This window comes from Planktothrix mougeotii LEGE 06226 (assembly GCF_015207485.1).
Classification (GTDB): domain Bacteria; phylum Cyanobacteriota; class Cyanobacteriia; order Cyanobacteriales; family Microcoleaceae; genus Planktothrix.
Genome location: NZ_JADEWU010000011.1, coordinates 1 through 16,669, shown reverse-complemented (window position 1 = coordinate 16,669; position 16,669 = coordinate 1). Strand labels below are relative to the sequence as shown.

14 protein-coding genes and 1 riboswitch are annotated in these 16,669 nt (G+C 37.7%); of the genes, 10 read left to right on the top strand and 4 right to left on the bottom strand.

Annotation, left to right across the window (positions count from 1 at the left end):
- Window positions 1-115 precede the first annotated feature (115 nt).
- From IQ236_RS07210 to IQ236_RS07200, 3 genes are all read left to right on the top strand, one after another.
- Window positions 116-1,990 (top strand): sensor domain-containing protein, encoded by a 1,875-nt coding sequence (locus tag IQ236_RS07210; protein WP_193868634.1) that lies wholly within the window; start codon window positions 116-118, stop codon window positions 1,988-1,990.
- A gap of 80 nt (window positions 1,991-2,070) precedes the next feature.
- The gene (locus tag IQ236_RS07205; protein WP_193868633.1) at window positions 2,071-2,595 is read left to right on the top strand and encodes a DUF937 domain-containing protein; all 525 of its coding nucleotides are present in this window, start codon (window positions 2,071-2,073) and stop codon (window positions 2,593-2,595) included.
- 54 nt (window positions 2,596-2,649) lie between these two features.
- The gene (locus IQ236_RS07200) at window positions 2,650-2,943 is read left to right on the top strand and encodes a TIGR03792 family protein (protein ID WP_193868632.1); all 294 of its coding nucleotides are present in this window, start codon (window positions 2,650-2,652) and stop codon (window positions 2,941-2,943) included.
- 7 nt (window positions 2,944-2,950) lie between these two features.
- Here IQ236_RS07200 and IQ236_RS07195 read toward each other — a convergent pair whose 3' ends face one another.
- Window positions 2,951-3,094 (bottom strand): hypothetical protein, encoded by a 144-nt coding sequence (locus tag IQ236_RS07195; RefSeq protein WP_193868631.1) that lies wholly within the window; start codon window positions 3,092-3,094, stop codon window positions 2,951-2,953.
- 288 nt (window positions 3,095-3,382) lie between these two features.
- Between IQ236_RS07195 and IQ236_RS07190 the strand changes: the two genes are divergently transcribed.
- From IQ236_RS07190 to IQ236_RS07165, 6 genes are all read left to right on the top strand, one after another.
- Window positions 3,383-4,285 carry a hypothetical protein gene (locus IQ236_RS07190; protein ID WP_193868630.1) on the top strand — a complete coding sequence of 301 codons (903 nt, stop codon included), beginning with the start codon at window positions 3,383-3,385 and terminating at the stop codon, window positions 4,283-4,285.
- A 107-nt stretch (window positions 4,286-4,392) separates the two neighbouring features.
- Window positions 4,393-4,836, top strand: coding sequence for a cyanase (gene cynS, locus IQ236_RS07185; protein ID WP_193868629.1), 444 nt, complete (start codon window positions 4,393-4,395; stop codon window positions 4,834-4,836).
- 77 nt (window positions 4,837-4,913) lie between these two features.
- Window positions 4,914-5,055: riboswitch (cobalamin riboswitch) on the top strand.
- Window positions 5,013-5,279 (top strand): hypothetical protein, encoded by a 267-nt coding sequence (locus IQ236_RS07180; RefSeq protein ID WP_193868628.1) that lies wholly within the window; start codon window positions 5,013-5,015, stop codon window positions 5,277-5,279. (Overlaps the previous riboswitch by 43 nt.)
- Window positions 5,280-5,367: 88 nt before the next feature.
- A complete protein-coding gene (gene cobW / locus IQ236_RS07175) occupies window positions 5,368-6,405 on the top strand; it encodes a cobalamin biosynthesis protein CobW (protein ID WP_193868627.1) in 1,038 nt (345 codons plus the stop codon).
- 169 nt (window positions 6,406-6,574) lie between these two features.
- Window positions 6,575-8,602: a molecular chaperone DnaK gene (gene dnaK, locus IQ236_RS07170; protein WP_193868626.1), complete on the top strand. Its 2,028-nt coding sequence runs from the start codon at window positions 6,575-6,577 to the stop codon at window positions 8,600-8,602.
- Between the two features lie 76 nt (window positions 8,603-8,678).
- Complete coding sequence (locus tag IQ236_RS07165) at window positions 8,679-9,671, top strand: DnaJ C-terminal domain-containing protein (protein WP_193868625.1); 993 nt, start codon at window positions 8,679-8,681, stop codon at window positions 9,669-9,671.
- A 795-nt stretch (window positions 9,672-10,466) separates the two neighbouring features.
- On the opposite strand, the gene IQ236_RS07160 is transcribed toward IQ236_RS07165, so the two are convergent.
- From IQ236_RS07160 to polA, 3 genes are all read right to left on the bottom strand, one after another.
- On the bottom strand, window positions 10,467-12,845 hold the full coding sequence (locus tag IQ236_RS07160) for a GH116 family glycosyl hydrolase (protein ID WP_193868624.1): 2,379 nt from the start codon (window positions 12,843-12,845) through the stop codon (window positions 10,467-10,469).
- A gap of 95 nt (window positions 12,846-12,940) precedes the next feature.
- Window positions 12,941-13,339 carry a hypothetical protein gene (locus IQ236_RS07155; protein WP_193868623.1) on the bottom strand — a complete coding sequence of 133 codons (399 nt, stop codon included), beginning with the start codon at window positions 13,337-13,339 and terminating at the stop codon, window positions 12,941-12,943.
- 102 nt (window positions 13,340-13,441) lie between these two features.
- Window positions 13,442-16,327 (bottom strand): DNA polymerase I, encoded by a 2,886-nt coding sequence (gene polA, locus IQ236_RS07150; RefSeq protein WP_322744098.1) that lies wholly within the window; start codon window positions 16,325-16,327, stop codon window positions 13,442-13,444.
- Between the two features lie 92 nt (window positions 16,328-16,419).
- Here polA and IQ236_RS07145 point away from each other — a divergent pair.
- Window positions 16,420-16,669 (top strand): J domain-containing protein (locus tag IQ236_RS07145; protein WP_193868621.1); only part of this gene is annotated, 250 nt, incomplete at its 3' end.

Genomic DNA, 16,669 nt, shown 5'->3' with positions numbered 1-16,669 from the left:
TCAGTGTAGCATTCAGATTCATTCTAGTTTTCTGCTGGCTCATTGGAATGACTCAGGAAATATTCAGGGAGACTCGGTTAAACTATAAACAACCTCTTTAGGCATCGTTTTTTATATGAAATTCTGGAAAAAATTACTGATTGATCCATGCTATCAAATTACTTTAATTTATGCAATAACGGGTGGTCTTTGGATTGCTTTTTCTGATCATCTATTGGCTCTATTAGCCCATTATCCCTATTCTATTACGGTTTTTCAAACGATTAAAGGCTGGTTTTTTATCCTAATTACCAGTCTCCTCCTCTATTATTTAATTCGTCAAGAAACCCAGCGTTTGCAACTTTCCGAAAAACGGTATCGAGATTTATTTTTGAGTCATCCTCAACCCATTGGGGTTTATGATCTAAAAACGTTAAAATTTTTGGCTGTTAATGAAGCTGCGATCGCTCATTATGGTTATTCAGAATCAGAATTTCTGAAGATGACGATTTTAGATCTGTGTTCTCCTGAAGAGTCTGAATCGTTTAAACTTTTGATGACATCAAATTCTAAAAGTAGTGATCAAAAAAATCTGTATAAACATCGCAAGAAAGATGGAATATTAATTGATGTTGAAATTCTTTCTCATCAATTACAGTGGAATCATCAACCGGCTGAGGTGATTTTAGCCCAAGATGTCACGGCTCGTCTGCAAGCCGAACGCCAATTAAAACGGTATGCGTTTCAAGATTTTCTGACCGGTTTAGCCAACCGAAGTCAATTAGTTTATTGCTTAAATTATTGTTTAGAAAGCCCGCTTAAATCTCAAAATTTTGCTTTGATTTATATTAATATATATCCGCTAAAAACCTTAAAATATAGCTGGGGGTATATTTTGGCTGAACAATTATTAATTGAGGTAAGCAACCGTTTAAAACGTTGTGTGAGTGAGCAAGATATTGTTGCTAGAGTAGATAGTGAAGATTTTGCGATTTTAATCCCGGATTTTATCACAGTTGAACGTTTAAATCATCAAATTGATCAAATTAGAAATCAGTTTTTAATTCCATTTGATTTAAACGGAATCCATTTATCTTCAGCCATTAGTATTGGGGTGGTTTGTAGTGAATTTAATTTGCATAATGCTGAACAGTATTTACAAGCCGCAGATATTGCCCTGCACTATGCTAAAAAACAAGGAAAAAGTGCCACCCTATTCTATCATCCTCAAATGCTAGAAACTATTATCCAACGGGGAGTTTTAGAAACCGATCTACAACAGGCGATAACCCATGATCAATTGCTGTTAAATTATCAACCGATTATTCATTTAACGACGGGGAACCTGATGGGTTTTGAAGCATTAGTTCGTTGGCAACATCCCACTAAAGGCTGGATTTCTCCGACTGAATTTATTCCCATTGCAGAAGAAACCGAGTTAATTATTCCCCTTGGACGGTGGGTTTTAGAACAAGCTTGTCAAGATTTATCCAGGTTACAACAACACTTCCCTGATTTGAGTATGAGTATTAATTTGTCAGAAGTGCAACTTCGTCATCCTGATTTATTAGAGGAAATTGATGCCATTATTCAAGCTCTAAAATTAGATTTCAAACATTTAAAATTAGAAATTACTGAAACCAGTTTAATGCAAAGTTCGGCAAATTGTATTACAATATTAACTCAATTAAAGCGCCGAGGCATTAAAATTTTAATTGATGATTTTGGGACAGGATATTCTTCTTTAAGTTATTTACAGAATTTACCCATTGATACCCTAAAAATTGATAGGAGTTTTGTCAAAAATTTAGAATCTCCAGGGAAAGATTTGGAAATCACGAAAACGATTGTTAATTTAGCCAAATGCCTGAATTTAGATATTATTGCTGAAGGGATAGAAACCCCAGTTCAAAAAGAAATTTTACAATCCTTGGGTTGCGAAGCCGGACAAGGATATTGGTTTTCACCGCCCTTAAATTGGACAGGAATAACAAATTTTTTATCGATTTAATTCAAGCAGTTGACGAAAGATCAGTTAAAATAGAGTTAAACTTTAAGATAGTTTATTTGTATTAGGACTTTAGGAACACTATGGGACTATTCGATCAAATTATAACGGCTCTCAATGACCCAAACCAAGCCGGAAACAGCACTCAGATGAGTAATATTCTTAATACGGCTCAACAACTTGGGAACCAATTAGGTATTTCTCCTCAAACCAGTCAAATGGTGATGTCAATGGTGGGGAGTTCTGTTCGGTCTTCTTTACAAGAAAAACGAACCCAACTTGGAAATGAGGCGACTCAAAATATCGTCAATGAATTTGGAGGAACAACACCGAGTACCCAGGCGGTTCAAATGTTATTTTCTCCCACTCAACAACAACAATTAATTCAAACTATTTCTCAACATACGGGTGTTAGTTCCCAAACCCTGCAATCTCTTTTACCAATAGTTGTTCCTTTAGTTTTAAACCTTCTAAAAACTGGAACAAATCAACAACAACCGCAAGGGGGTTCTAATCAAGTTTTGAATAGTTTTTTAGATGCGGATGGCGATGGAGATGTTGATGTTGCAGATGCGATGCGTTTAGCAGGACAATATTTTCAAAGTTAAAGGAAATAGGGAGAAGGAGAGGGAATACAAAATCAGAAATTAGCACCAAAAATTATGGTTATTGAGTGGTTAAAATTTCAAGTTCCCCCTGAAAAATGGGAAGCCTTTATTCAACGGGATGAAGAAGTTTGGACAGCCGGACTTCAAGAGTGTCCTGGGTTTTTAGGAAAAGAAGTTTGGGTTAATCCTGAACAACAGGAAATTGTTTTAGTGATTCGTTGGGAATCTCAGACCCAATGGGATAGTGTTCCCGAATCTAAAATCCAACAACTCGACGAAGCAATGGGCGAATTACAAATGCCTATTGTAGAAAGTCGAGCTTATCAAATGTCAAAATTGATGCCCTAAAAATCCGTTAAATTATTGATGATAATTTGTGAATTAAAGCCAGAATAAAATTCACACTCAGAAACCCAACCCCAATCACTAAAATCACAAAAGTTGTAAGACTCAATATTGAGCGCAACCTATCGGATTTTAAGGGTTCATTAGGTTTCATGGTCATTCATCTCCTAGGAATTATCGTTTTTTGAGTCTTTTGTTACAGGGTAACAAACCCCATTTTCTACGGATGAGGATTGAGAACAACGGTTAAAGGTGTTAAAATCCAGACCAGTCAAGACAATCACGGCAGAAGTTAAGCTGATTCTGTCCGACCCCAACATCTTAACAGTTAAGCACTCAGGAAGCGAGTATCACTTAGTAAATTTTGCGTGCGTTGATCGATTAATTTCTGTATTCTGGAGTTAGCCACTCTGTCCTACTCTAGCCAGTAAAATAGATTATTATGTTTCCTCCAGCCTCTTCCGCCCATCCTGCTCGACCCCATGCTATAACTCCTAGCACTATGCCAATGCCTAACTCTGTCTTTCCTAGAACGGTTTTTTCAACGTTGAAACAACGGCATTGGTTAGAGTGGTTAGAGTATCTCTCCCTAGCAAGTTCCGCCATCGGTTCTGGGGTTGTTGCCCTTTCCGGTCAAGCCTTTTATGGCGTTGCCCCCTTAACCTTAGCAGTTTCATTAAATGTTGCCAACCGCTATCGTTTAGAACAACAAACCTATCAAAGTCAAATTGAAATTGTTCAGGTTCAAAATTCCGTTGAAAAGTTAGAAAAAAATACGGTTAAAGTGGTCATGGGGTTGAGACAACAACTCCTGAATGAAATTGAATCCCTCCAGCAAAAATTAGAAGAATATCCAAACACAGAAGCTTTAGAATCAGTTTATCGGGCTAAACAAGTTGTCGCTTTAGGACAGTCAGTAACATCCATGCAGGAACATATTGCTGGAGCTTTAGAAGAAGTTCGGGAGCAGTTTCGTCAAGAATTACAGACTTTTTCCTCAACAGAATTTGTCCATTTAGAATCGTTACAAGAAAATTTGAAACAATTACAGGATATTACCTACGAATTAAGAAATAATGCTGTAACTCAACAGGATTTTCAAGGACGATTTGTAGAAATTCAAGATGTCATTCATCAATTACAACAAGAAAAATCTGTACAACCTTCTTCCTCGGTCGATTTATCCCAAATTCAAACGAGATTGGATGCACTAACCCAAGAACATAAAGAGGTGATTAAACCCCATCTAAGACGTTTATTGTCCGTTGTTAAACAATTACAAACCACTCAGACTCGACCCTTACCCGTTCCTCCTAAACCCCTGCCCAAACATCCCCCCCAATAAGGATAACCTACCTTTTCTAAAAATTAAAAACTTTTGTTAATATTGACCTAAACTATTTTATAATCTGAAATGATTCTACACGCTATAAATTCTACGAGGAAGATGACATGGCTGTTTCAGAAATCACTGAAAAATTGTTAGCTGCAAAAAAACATAAAGGAGTCACCTTTTCCGATTTAGAACAAATCTTGGGACGGGATGAAGTTTGGATTGCTGCTGTTATCTATCGACAAGCTAGTGCTTCTTATGAAGAAGCCAAAAAACTGATTGAAGCATTAGGTTTAAGTTCAGAATATATTGAAGCCTTGACCGATTATCCGGTAAAAGGATCACTGGAGCCTGTGATTCCAACTGATCCCTTAATTTATCGTTTTTATGAAATTATGCAAGTCTATGGAATGCCCCTCAAAAGTGTTATTCATGAAAAATTTGGAGATGGTATTATGAGCGCTATTGATTTTACCTTAGATGTGGATAAAATTGAAGATCCAAATGGTGATCGGGTTAAAGTCACGATGAATGGAAAATTCTTACCGTATAAAAAATGGTAATTTTTTAATGGATCTCTGAGATTTCTCCTAGTGGAATACTGGGAGAAATTTTTGACTAGAACGTAATTCTATGATACAGTCAAGGATCTGAGTCGGTTCTAGCGGGGAACAGTCGCTAGAAGTAAGGGGAAAGTTTGGCGCAAATCCAACACTGTCCCGCAACTGTGATGAGAGTTTTGATCTCTAAGTCAGAATACCCACCGAAATCAGATTATTCTTTCACACATCTGCGCGGTACAGATGATGTTTATTATGTTCAAATCATTTCAGCGTTTTTGTCAGGATTTACTTTAATTCAATTGGGAATAGCGGGAGCTACGATGAAACTCGCTCAATCCTTCCAACACACCTTAGAAAATAGCAAATTTTCCCTGATCAAATATTCAGGTTTTGCTGTAGTTGCTATTGGTGTAATTGCTTTATCGAGTGCGATTACAGGCTAATTTCCCTTAATTACATTTCAGTTTGACTGTTGTAGAGATGTTAAATATAACGTCTCTACTTTTTACCTTTAATCTTTAACTTAATTCTATGTCTGCAAAAATTCCTGTTACAGTGATTACTGGATTTTTAGGAAGTGGAAAAACCACCACCATTCGTCATTTATTACAAAATAATCATGGTCGGCGAATAGCGGTTTTAGTCAATGAATTTGGAGAAGTCGGTATTGATGGAGAATTGATCCGATCTTGTCAAGTTTGTGACGATGAAACTCCAGAAGTCAACTTAGTAGAACTCACCAATGGTTGTTTATGTTGTACGGTGCAGGAAGAATTTTTTCCGGCTATGCAAGAGCTTCTAAAACGAAGAGATAAAATTGATCATATTGTGATTGAAACCTCTGGGTTAGCATTACCAAAACCCCTAGTTCAAGCCTTCCGATGGCCGGAAATTCGCACGGGTGCAACGGTTGATGGTGTTATAACCGTAGTAGACTGTGAAGCCGTTGCTAAGGGGACGTTAGTAGGGGATATTGAGGCTGTAGAAGCTCAACGTCAAGCTGATCCTAATTTAGATCATGAAACCCCCATTGAAGAATTATTTGAAGATCAACTCGCCTGTGCAGATTTAATTTTATTAACAAAAACCGATCATGTTAATCCCGAAACTCAACAGAAAGTTGAAACTTGGTTAAAACAAGAATTACGAGAAGGCGTTAAAATTGTTCATTGTCAACAAGGAAATATTCATTCTGATGTGATTTTAGGGTTTAATTCAGCCGTTGAGGATAATTTAGAAGCCCGTCCCAGCCATCATGACACTGAAGAAGAACACGAACATGATGATAATATTAATTCTGTTCCCGTGATTTTAACCCAAGACTTTGAACCCCAAGACTTAATTGAACGGTTAAAAACAATGGTTAAACAACAGGAAATTTACCGCATTAAAGGGTTTGTTTCTGTTCCCAATAAACCGATGCGATTAGTTTTACAGGGAGTTGGCGATCGCATAGAAACCTTTTATGATCGTCTCTGGAAACCAACAGAATCTCGTCAAACCCAATTAGTATTTATTGGTGAAAATTTACAAGCTTCTGAAATTAAAAACGCCGTTTTAGGGAATTAAAACCTGTTTTTAAGTTGGATAGGGGCGGGATACAAACTGGGTTTTGGTTATCTTCTGCACAGTCCTATATTATAGGTTAGAAAACCAGTAGACGTTACACGGCGTTACAACACGATAGAATATAAGGTGATCTAGCCAGAAACCATATTGACAAGGAGATAACCAACGCATGGGCAAAGTAGTCGGCATTGACTTGGGGACAACAAACTCTGTGGTTGCGGTCATGGAGGGCGGAAAACCCGTTGTGATTGCTAACTCTGAAGGGATGCGAACCACCCCCTCCGTCGTTGGCTTTACCAAGGAAGGAGAACGCATCGTGGGACAGATGGCTAGACGACAGGCGGTTTTGAACCCCCAAAACACCTTTTATGGGGTCAAACGGCTGATGGGTTGTCGCTATTCTGACCTGTCTCCCGCCTCAAAACGGGTTCCCTACACGATGCGACGGGATGAAACTGATAATATTAGAATCAAATGTCCCAGAGTTAATAAAGATTTTGCGCCGGAAGAAATTTCGGCAATGATATTAAAAAAATTAGTTGAAGAAGCTACTCGGTATTTAGGAGAAGAAATTACCGGGGCTGTGATTACAGTTCCAGCCTATTTTAATGATTCTCAAAGACAAGCCACCAGAGACGCCGGACGCATTGCAGGATTAGAGGTTAAACGTATTTTAAATGAACCGACTGCGGCTTCTTTAGCGTATGGTTTAGAACGCAGAGATTATGGCACAATTTTAGTTTTTGATTTAGGCGGTGGAACCTTTGATGTCTCAATTTTAGAGGTGGGAGAAGGAGTATTTGAAGTTAAGTCTACCAGTGGAGATACCCAACTGGGAGGAACGGATTTTGATCAGAAAATTGTGGATTGGTTGGCGGAACAATTTCTATCAGAAGAAGGGGTGGATTTAAGACGCGATCGCCAATCATTACAACGCTTAACAGAAGCCGCTGAAAAAGCAAAAATAGAGCTTTCTGGGGTGGGGGTTACGGATATTAATTTACCCTTTATTGCCGCAACAGAAGACGGCCCGAAACACTTAGAAACCCGCTTAACCAGAGGGGAATTTGAGGGGTTATGTGGAGATTTAATTCAACGGTTACGTCGTCCCGTTAAACAAGCCTTAGCCGATGCAGGATTAACTTCTAATGATATTGATGATGTGATTTTAGTCGGGGGTTCAACTCGAATGCCAATGGTGCAACAATTAGTTAGAACCTTAATTGATTTAGAACCAAATCAAGGGGTGAATCCTGATGAAGTGGTGGCGGTTGGTGCGGCAATTCAAGCGGGAATTTTAGCCGGAGATGTGCGAGATGTATTATTATTAGATGTGACTCCGTTATCGTTAGGATTAGAAACCATTGGGGGAGTGATGAAAAAATTAATTCCCCGAAATACTACCATCCCAGTCCGTCGTTCTGATATTTTTTCAACTTCAGAAAATAACCAAACTTTGGTAGAAGTTCATATCTTACAAGGAGAACGAGAATTAGCCGTTGATAATAAATCTTTGGGTCGGTTTAAGTTAACAGGAATTCCGCCAGCACCGCGAGGCGTTCCCCAAATTCAAGTGGCGCTTGATATTGATGCGAATGGTATTTTACAAGTTACGGCGTTAGATAAAACGACTGGACGGGAACAAAGTGTTGTGATTCAAGGTGCTTCTACTTTATCTCAAGATGAAGTTAATCGCATGATTCGAGATGCGGAAAAATATGCAGAAGTTGACCGTTTACAACGAGAACGAGTCGAAAAACGGAATCGAGCCCAAGCGTTAACCTATCAAGCCGAACGACAATTAAGAGAAGTTGCTTTAGATTATGGAATGCAATTTGCTCAACGTCAACGGTCAAGAATTGAAACGTTAATTCGGTCTTTAAGAGATAGTTTAGAACGAGATGATGACCGAGGAATTGATCAAATTAGTGTGGATTTACAGGATGCTTTATATGAGTTGAGTCGGGAAGTTTCGATTTTTGCAACGGAGGACGATGAGGATGATTTATTTGGTTCTATTCGTCGAACTTTTTCCGGTGAAAAACGTCGAGTTGATCCCTATGAACCTCCGACTCGCAGTTATTCTCGATATGAACCCCGCACCAGCAGTGGCGGTAGTTTAGGTGGAGGTGTATCACGTTCTCGTCGCTATTCTCAAAATGATAATTGGGATGATGACGATGATGATTGGCTGTAACCCTAGAAACCCGGTTTCTCAAAGAAACCGGGTTTCTGATAACTTAATTATGAACTCGTTAACTTAAATTTAACCTATGCAAAATTTTCGGAATTATTATCAAATTTTAGGGGTTTCCCGTGAAGCATCTGTCGATGAAATTAAGAAAGTCTATCGAAGATTAGCTAGACAATATCACCCCGACTTAAATCCAGGGGATAAGGAAGCAGAAGAAAAATTTAAAGATATTGGAGAAGCTTATAATATTTTATCCGATCCTGAAAAACGATCAGAATATGATAATTATAGTCAATTTTGGAAACAAAAAGGGTTTCAAGATTGGCAAAAAAATGCGTTTTCAGGAATCAAAAATTGGGGAAGTCGTCGGACAATTTCTCAAACTGAAGATTTAGATTATGGGGATTATTCCGATTTTGATACTTTCATTGATCAATTATTAGGACGGCGACGAGAAGTGCGAACGGTTGACCCGAAAAAAGCTCCTCAAATGGCGGCGGCTGACCCCTATAATTCTCCTCGAACAAAAGCCGTTTATAAAGCCACTCCCCGCGAAACGAAACGGGATATTGAGGCGCGATTAACGTTACCTTTAGAAAAAGCTTATAGCGGAGGAACAGAACGCATCCGTTTAGAAGATGGACGGTCTTTAGAAGTGGATTTACCCCCAGGAATGGTGAAGGGTCAACAAATTCGTTTGAGGAATCAAGGAATTAATGGTGGCGATTTATTCTTAAAAATTAATATTACTCCCCATCCTTTTTTTAGAATAGAAAAATCAGAAATTTATTGTCAAATTCCTGTCACTCCCACAGAAGCAGTATTAGGGGGAGAAATTGATATTCCCACGTTAGATGGTTTAGTTAAAATGCGTTTACCTGCGGGGGTTGTATCGGGTCAACGGTTACGATTAGCAAACAAAGGTTATCCGAATATTGAAGGAGAACGAGGCGATCAATTAATTGAGATTCAAGTCGTTATTCCTAAAAATATTACTCCTCAAGAACGAGAATTATATGAAAAATTACGTCAAATTGAAACCTTTAAACCCCGTCAAAACTTAAGAATATAACCCGTAGGGTGCGTGCGCGGTGCTTACGCACCCTAAAATTTTTAACAATAAAATAATAATCGTTGTGACTTATAAGCAAATAGATAATTTTAGAAAAAACGAAGAAGATAAGCTCATTAAAATATTAAAAATTACAGCTAAAAATTTGCCATCTTATAGTACGATTAGACGAGTAATGATCGGGATAAATCTAATAGAGATTCAGTTAATTTTTCAGTCAACAGTTGAGGAATATTAGTGGCAAAAAGAAGGCGTTGATTGGATTGCGATCGATGGAAAATCTTTAAAAAACACCCTGAATAGCTATGAAAATCAAAAACAAAATATGTTGATAATGGTATCTGGGTTTAGTCAAGAAACAAAGTTAGTAATTAAGAATGAGACCTTATATTATATTAAAAGAGGGACAATCATCGTTGGGAAATAATTGGGAAAAGATTTTAGCGATCGCCTGAATTAATTGAGCTTTAAAAACTATTTTTCTTAAAAAACATCAAAAATATTTAATAACAAATAGCCATAAAGTCTTGTTAAGTCAGACAATGGCTGTTTTTTGCTATTAATAAATATTGAAATTGTTCATTCTTAGTATTTCCCACTTGTCTGATAAAAATTAGAGATAATTTGACCGTAAAAATTGATAATTTTTTTTGAAGATAGCGATGGCGTAGCCGCCGCCTTGCGGCATCGCCTTTTTGAAAATGAAAACCCCCTGGACTCCCATTAAGTGCTGACTTCAATATTTGATCACAATTTTGAGTATAGGAAATGGTGCGTGCGCGGGGCTTACGCACCCTACGTTAATTGATAATAAATTGCCCAAATTGCCATCGCTCTTAAATAATGACTGGCGCGAAATGTGCCAACGGCGGTAATGGCTTCGGGTGTGCGAAATTGTAAACCATTTTCATAGATTTGTTTAACAACAACTTCCGTTAATTCTAACGCTTCAGCTTTCATTCCCATTTGTAAGAAAAACGCAGCCAACCCAAAATTAATTCCTGTCCAAACTTCTAAGGGATGGGTATCTTGAGGATTAACTGCTTCTCCCGTCGGTCTAACACCATTGGCGGCACCAAATTGTCCATTATGAAACTTTTTAAAACAGGAATCATAAACCATTTTTAAAGCCGAAATTGTACAATCAGTAGGAACAATATCTGGTAATTCTAATAATCTAGCATAAAATTGACCACACAATTGATCTGCCATGACCACATCAGAACCACTTCCACTATCCAAACGATAATATTGACCATTCCAAAGGGTTTTTTGATACAAAGGTTTAGCCGTTTCTAACCAAGCTTGATAGGTCGGAAGAACGCTTTTAGGAGACGGGGTAAGGGTTTCCTTTTCTAACGCTTTTCCCATGGCAATCATCGCTTCTAAAGCTGCTAACCATAACCCCCCACAATAGGCACTAATTCCCTGTAATCTCCAATCATCAAACGTTTGATCCGGTGCGCCACTATTTTCGGGAATTGAATCTTGATCTAAATCAAAAGTTTTCAGATAATCCAGGGTTTCAACCATGGCTGACCAACAATCTTTTAAAAACTCGTAATCTGTTCCCCCCGTTAATAGAAAATCTCGATAAACTTGCAACACAAAATCACAGGGTAAATCTTTCCAGAGGTTACAATCTTGATAACTGGTGTAATTGGTTTTTTCCCAAGGATGTTCATTCGGCGCACCTAAATCATGGGGGGTTGCACCGACAGCTTTCCGAATGGCAGAGGCTTGATTATAACCAATAATTCGTGGGGTATTATCGCCTTGAGAAATTGCACGGGAATAGGCAATTAATATCGATTTTTCTAACTCCGGCCATAACATTAATAAAGAAAATGACCCATATAATCGCACATCTAAACTTTCATACCAGCGATAATCTAAACATTCTAAAACTGCAAATTGACCCACCGGGTCACGTTCATCTGCTGCTGTCCATAATGCACCTCCATCGGTTAGTAAATATAACTCATTAAAGAGTGCCATTTTAAACCAATTGGGTAAATCTTGACGTTGTAAAATTGGGTTTTGCCACAGTTCAATCTGTTCTCGCCAAGTATCAGAATGCTTCATCGCCGTGCGAATCATTGACCAAGCATTGTGACCATTGCGACCAAAAAAATCAGTATAACGCCGATAATAATTAATTCCTGATGCAAATTCAGTAATGGGTAAATCCCACGCTAAATAAAAGGGAATTTTACGGGTTTTTCCCGGTCGAATTGTAAATTTAACCGCTAAAGCAACCGCAATTCGTTCATTTTTTTTAGCCGGATGTTCACTTTCTTGATCTAATAATGTGCCATCTTCTGCAAAATATTGCCAAATATCTTCCCCATTTCCTATAGGGTTCCAACGGGTTTGATAATACACTTCAACCGCAGGATTTATAATGGTGGCAATTGCTATTTGTCCTTCCCCTTCCTGCACCTCTTCATTAGTGCTTAGACGAGTCATTAAACACCCAATGCGATGAAAATCTTCAACTAATCGATTAACACTTCCGGCACTGTTTCCCCATCGAGGTTGATATTCATAAACCGGACTGCCATCATCTCTGACTTTGACTTCAGGACTCGCTAAACTATTGGTAAACCATCCAATTGTATTTTCCCAAGTTAATAATATACTTAAGGTAATCGGTTCATCCGTTGGGTTGTGAGCTATCCATTCAAAAATTGCAATCGGATAACTACTTTCTTGATAGTTTTTTGCCCAAACCGGAGAAAATTGTTCACAACTTAATTGGGCTGAAAATACATTTTCATAAACAAACCAACTGCGGGGATATAACGCATGATAGGTTCCATTTTTTTCTGGATTAGGATACCAATTCCACGCTGATAAACTTCCATCTTCTGGCGGCTCTGTTGATAAAGCATAAGCTTTTTTCTGACCGTTTGTTTCTTCAAAAATACTAAATTGACAAGCGGGAAGATTTCTAAAAATATGTTCTCCCCCGTCCAAATGCCAAAGGTTAAAATCTCCCCGTGAAGACCGTCCAATACAACCTGCACCCAACCCCCCCAAGGGCATTCCGTGCCAAGGGCCATCATCTAAATTACTGGCGTAGCGAACGGTATAAGGTTTTTCCCACCCTAAACCAATGGGACGACTCCAAGTAGACTCAGGAATATTAGAAATGGGGCTAGAATGGGTCATGCGGTTAAGGGATAATGCTATTTTAACAAAACTCAATTCCCCGTTTGGGATGTTTTGAATTTTCTCATAATTGAGTTAAATAAGCAAGGGTAATTTTATTCCCTCAGTTTTGTTTTATGATAAAAAATCCATAATTCTGCTAAATAATAAAATAGAATAATCCCAATTAAACTTGAGCTTAAATCGAGTAAACTAAAGGTACGACTGGGAAAAAGAGTTTGCATCATTTCTTCTGCGATAGTGACTAGGGTAAAAACAAATGGCCCTAGGGGAAAAAATAGGGGATAAATGATAATCTTTTTTCCTCCCCAGGCTAAATGAGTTAAAAAAGAGGCAATTCCATATAAAATAAAGTGTCCATAAACATCATAATTGGGAATTTTTTCTAATAATTGATAGGGTAAATTCCCCATATCTGCTGTAATTACAATTAATAATAACAACAAAAAATAGAGAAAACAAGCAATTTGCCAAGGTTTTTGAGATCGTTTCATTGTCAACTGATTGATTCAGGGTTTAGAATGAACCTACAACTTCCTGATTGATCATTTCGGTTAAAAACACTAGAGACAAATATCTTGTATTTTTACCCTGACTTATTTAGCTTCCATCCAATTTTGTCCAGCGTGAATATCTACAACTAAAGGAACACTTAAAGGCAGCACTTGTTCCATAATGGTCTTGATTTTGGGTTGAAGTTCTTCCCATTCCGTTTCAGGGATTTCAAAGACTAATTCATCATGAACTTGTAATACTAATCGAGATTGATATTGGGTTAATAGTTGATGCACTTGTACCATTGCCATTTTAATAATATCAGCACTGGAACCTTGAATGGGGGCGTTAGCAGCGGCTCTTAATAGTTGAGCGTCATTTTGACCCATTTTTTTTCCTAATTGGCTTAAATCAATCGAATTAATATCAACTCCTTTTAAGGTTTTAAGGCTACTTCCTTGGAAATCAAAATAGCGTCTTCTTCCTAATATGGTTTCGACATACCCTTGAGCAATAGCTTGTTTTTTAACCGTTTCTAAATAAGCAAAAACTTGAGAATAGCGTTGGTTAAATCGTTCAATAAATTGCTTACCTTCTGCACTACTTACCTTGGCTTCCCGTGCAAATCGTTGCGCTCCCATCCCATAAATTACCCCAAAATTAATCGTTTTTCCTAACCGTCTTTCTTCTGAGGTTACGGCTTCTGTTTCAAATAATAACTTAGCGGTGACGGTATGAACATCTTGATTATTTTGATAAGCTTCTAATAAAATCGGTTCTTGGCTTAAATGAGCTAAAATTCTGAGTTCAATTTGAGAATAGTCGGCTGAAACTAATAGCCAATTTGCTTCTGTTGTAAAAGCTTTTCTGATTTTACGAGAAAATTCTGTTTTAATGGGAATATTCTGTAAATTAGGATTAGAAGAAGATAACCGTCCTGTTGCGGTAACGGTTTGATTAAAATTGGTATGAATGCGTTGCTTTGAATCAACCATTGTCGGTAAAGCATCCACATAAGTTGACTTTAGTTTCGCTAGAGTTCGATATTCTAATATTATATCAATAATGGGGTGATCTCCTTGTAATTTTTCTAAAACATTGACATCCGTTGAATATCCGGTTTTGATTTGTCGGGTTTTTTTTGTATTTAATCCCAATTTTTCAAATAAGAGTTGGCTGAGTTGTTTGGGTGAGCCTAAATTAAATTTTTCTCCGGCTAGTTCATAAGCTTGATTTTCAATAATTTCTAACTGTTTATCTAATTGCTCTGCCAAAGTTTGTAAATATTCAATATCCAGATGCACCCCACAATATTCCATATCCGCTAAAACACATTCTAAAGGCTGTTCAACATCGGTTAAAAGTTTCATTAAGTGAGGTTTATCTATCAATTTTGCTTTAATTTTTTCTACTAATTGAAAGGTGACATAAACCTGCATTCCGCAATATTCAGCGACTTGATTAATATTAATATCAGCAATGGTTTTCCCCTTGGGAACTAATTCATCATAACTAGGAGCAATTAAGGCTGACTCTAAATGTCTGAGACTTAAATCAATTAAATTATGATTTGCTTCCGGGTTTAAAATATAATCTGCTAACATCGGATCAAAGACAACACCTCTTAAATTAATACCATGAGTCCGAAAAATCAACCGATCATATTTAGCATTTTGGAAGGTTTTCGGATAGCGATCGCTTTCTAAAATTGAACGTAAAAGATCTAACGTTTGAACTTTATCTAAATTTGTTCCTTGGGTATGATTTAAGGGAATATAAGCCACATCCGTTGGCTCTGTTCCCCAACAACAGCCAATTCCGACTAATTCCGCTTTTAAGAAGTCTAAAGAGGTGGTTTCCGTATCCCAAGCAACGGGATAATTAACATCAGTATGCTGTTGTAAAATATTAATTAACTCTTCTAAAGCTTCTGGGGTTTGAATTAAACGCAGTTGAAGTTTAGACCTTGGACTATTTAACTGTTTCTGTTGTTGGTAAGCTGTAGTTTCTTCCGGTGTCCAAAAATCGATATCTTCCCCAACAGTAACCGGATTTTCTGTAACTTCCGTTTGAATTATTCCTTTAAATTGCTGTTGAATTTGATTAATTTTTCCTAAAAAGGTTTGAAAAGCTAATTTCTCTAAAATCGGTTGAATTTTAGCAACATCAAAGCCTTGTAATTTAAAATTGTCTAAACTAACTTCTAAGGACACATCCTGAATAATTCGCGCTAAGGTTTGAGAATGATCTGCATCCGCCTTTCCTTCCTCTAGTTTTGTCCGAGTCGCCCCTTTAATTTCCTCAATATGAGCATAGATATTTTCTAACGAGCCATATTCTCCTAATAATTTAACGGCGGTTGTTTTGCCAATCCCTTTCACCCCTGGAATATTATCGGATTTATCGCCACATAATGCCTTATAATCAATTACCTGATGGGGATAAATCTGCAATTTCTCATAAACCTGTTGAGCTAAAAACTCTGTAGGAACACTACCTTTGCCCGGTTCTAAATGTAAAATACTAATCTGTTTTTCACTATCAATTAATTGAAATAAATCTTGATCCCCCGATAAAACTTTAACTCGATATCCTTCCCGACTTCCCCGGTTGGCTAAGGTTCCTAAAACATCATCCGCTTCATAACCTGGGGCTGTAACAATGCTTAAATCAAACGCTTGTAATAATTCTTGTAAATTCTGCACATCTTCAATAAAATCTTGAGGCGTTTCGGAGCGATCCGCTTTGTAATTTTCATCCGCTTCATGGCGAAAAGTAGGAACTCCTAAATCAAAAGCGATCGCTAAATAATCTGGCTTTTGAGTTGCCATCACATCTAATAATGACTTCAAAAACCCAAAACAAACACTCGTCGGAATACCCGTTGACGTGCGTAACCCTCCTTGGCGACTTTTTCCAAAGGCAAAATAGGAACGAAATGCCAACGAATGACCATCAACCAAAAGGAATAGAGGATGTTCCAACACTGTTTTAATCCAAGCGCAATACAATTTTTATTGTAGCGATCTGTCTTCTGCCTTTGTAGGGGAAAATAAAATCAAGTTAATAGATTTCAAACGTGGAAATCGAAGAATGCTATAAAATTTTAGAGATAAAACCGGGGGCGTCCTTAGAGGAGGTCAGACAAGCCTATCGCCATCAGGCCTTGATTTGGCATCCCGATCGCTATCCCCAGAATTCTATCTTACAAGCGGAAGCGGAAGCCAAATTTAAAGAAATTAGCCACGCTTACGAAACCTTAAAAACCGATTTAAGCAGCCCCTACCCTACCCTCCCGACTCCCCCTGTCTCCCCTGTCTCCCCTGTTC